The sequence below is a fragment of the Paraburkholderia sp. SIMBA_053 genome (assembly GCF_046534895.1).
Classification (GTDB): domain Bacteria; phylum Pseudomonadota; class Gammaproteobacteria; order Burkholderiales; family Burkholderiaceae; genus Paraburkholderia; species Paraburkholderia caledonica.
In genome coordinates this window covers 1-302 of the sequence record NZ_JAWRXU010000396.1, presented here as the reverse complement: position 1 = coordinate 302, position 302 = coordinate 1, and the positions used below count along the sequence as shown (strand labels likewise).

At 57.3% G+C, this 302-nt stretch carries 1 protein-coding gene; it reads right to left on the bottom strand.

Features of this window, described 5'->3' with window-relative positions; all coding sequences use genetic code 11:
• Positions 1–302: type II toxin-antitoxin system RelE/ParE family toxin (locus SB753_RS36145; RefSeq protein WP_410804911.1), on the bottom strand; the 302-nt coding region annotated here is incomplete at both ends.

The following is a 302-nucleotide window of genomic DNA, read 5'->3' as shown; positions in this document are numbered from 1 at the left end:
CGCCATCTTTGGCTCCTCCGTGCGCGGTGCGCAGCAAGTGCACACGATAGATGATTTCAGCTCGCGGTACGTTCTGTTGATACCAGCGTTCGTGGCCAGTCTTGTCGCCGCCGAGCAGCAGTACAGCAGTGCGTCGCGGATCGAACACATACAACACTCGATACGGCTTTCCGCGATGCTGAACCCGTAGTTCCCGCAGATTTCCTATTGTCGAACCCATGATCTTGCTGGAGTACGGGAACGGCAACTGGGGACCTTGATCCCTGAGCAAGAGGATCGTCGACGCGATCGACTCTCTCTCC